The organism is Halobacterium bonnevillei (genome assembly GCF_009831555.1).
GTDB classification, from domain to species: Archaea; Halobacteriota; Halobacteria; order Halobacteriales; family Halobacteriaceae; genus Halobacterium; species Halobacterium bonnevillei.
In genome coordinates this window covers 1-1,452 of sequence record NZ_WUUU01000326.1, presented here as the reverse complement: position 1 = coordinate 1,452, position 1,452 = coordinate 1, and the positions used below count along the sequence as shown (strand labels likewise).

Here is a 1,452-nt window from a genome sequence, read left to right as displayed (position 1 = left end):
GCTGTTTGCCCGACAGTTCGGACGCCCGCGAGCGCGTCCGCTGGGTCGTCCAGCGACCGGAGCGCCTCCGCCGTCTTCGCGCCAACGCCCGGAATCGCCTCTAACTCCATCGCCCGGCCTTTCGTGGCCCGCGCCAAAGGTCTTACGCGGATTCGAATCGATTCGCGGGTCGTGGTTCGACGAGGGTACCCCCGTTAGAAAGCCCCCGCGCGGCTCCCGCTCGCGCCGCGACCACTATCGCGAACGGAGTGAGCGATATGTCGCGGAGCGGACAGGGGCTTCGCCCGGGACCCGCGCTCGCCCGTTCAGTCCGCCAGGATACCGGCTGTGTCGTTCGCTGTGGCCTCCGCTGTCTCGTCGACGGTCACGCCCTCAGAGTCCCGCGTCGTTGCGAATCGCCGCGCCCGCCAGCGCCGCCTCCGCCTTCCGGAGGTGTTCGGCGACGGTCGAGGGCGCGCAGTCCAGTTGCGCCGCGACGTCGTCCTGGCTCGCGGTCCGCGGGACGTCGTAGTAGCCGGCGTCGACGGCCACCGCCACGACCTCGCGCTGGCGGTCCGTGAGCGCCGCCGCGTAGTCGGTCTCGCGCGGGTCGTAGTCGCCGAGGCGGTCGACCTCGAAGTCCGCGACCTCGCGGGCGTCCGCGACGGCGGCCTGCAGGTCCTCGGGCGCCCGACCACGGTGAACGACGCGGTGCCGTCCGCCCGGTAGACGACCGGCAGCGTCGTCACGAGGGAGTCCCGCGTGAACGTCGCGCGGAGCCGCCGGTTCGCCTCGGTCGCCACCTCCTGCGTGTAGACGTACACGTAGTCGTCGTCGACGCTCGCGACGTCGTAGTAGGACACGGCGTCGGCGGCCTCGAGCGCGTCCACGAGCGGCGCTCGCGCGCCCTCGACGGCGTAGAACTGCGTCGGCTCCCGCTCCTTGATGCCGCCGAACAGCAGGTACGCGTCCCCCAACTCGGGAACGCCCATCGCGGCGCGGTGGACCGCGGACCCGGCCTCGGGCGGCGCATTCACGGTGAGGCGAGCGTACTTCACACCCGACTGTACGCGCACCCACACTTGAATTGCCGTGTCGACTCGGCACCGAGACTGGCCGGCCGTCACGACCCGGTGGGGCAGACGTGGTCCTGTCGGTCGGTCGCGCCTGGAGCGACCACTGGACCGCTGAGCGAGGTAGAAACCTTCATGAAAGGACTCCGACAAACGGCGACCATGCGCTCTCTCGCCGTCCAGCGACGACTCCGGTCCCATCCGGTCGCCGCGTTCCTCCTCGCGTCGTTCGCCGCGTCCTGGGCGTTCGGCCTCGCCTTCCTCGCGTACGTCGACCCGGTCGTCGAGTTCCCGATCTCACAGGTCGCATCGCTCCCCTATGCGTGGGCCCCGCTCGGCGCGGCGGCACTCGTCGGCGCCGCCGCCTCCGACTCGTCGCCGACCGCGTGGGTCCGCGACC

At 71.4% G+C, this 1,452-nt stretch carries 3 protein-coding genes and 1 pseudogene; 1 reads left to right on the top strand and 3 read right to left on the bottom strand.

Annotation, left to right across the window (positions count from 1 at the left end; translation table 11 throughout):
• The 3 genes and pseudogenes from GRX66_RS20900 to GRX66_RS21005 all read right to left on the bottom strand — a co-directional run.
• The coding region (locus GRX66_RS20900; protein WP_394351552.1) for a hypothetical protein at positions 1 to 110 on the bottom strand (110 nt) is incomplete at its 3' end.
• A gap of 262 nt (positions 111 to 372) precedes the next feature.
• A complete protein-coding gene (locus GRX66_RS20895) occupies positions 373 to 531 on the bottom strand; it encodes a helix-turn-helix domain-containing protein (protein WP_159527842.1) in 159 nt (52 codons plus the stop codon).
• A 137-nt stretch (positions 532 to 668) separates the two neighbouring features.
• Positions 669 to 971, bottom strand: a pseudogene (locus tag GRX66_RS21005) (hypothetical protein); the annotation flags it as partial.
• 243 nt (positions 972 to 1,214) lie between these two features.
• Between GRX66_RS21005 and GRX66_RS18960 the strand changes: the two are divergent.
• On the top strand, positions 1,215 to 1,452 hold a 238-nt coding region (locus GRX66_RS18960), incomplete at its 3' end, for a hypothetical protein (RefSeq protein WP_159527841.1).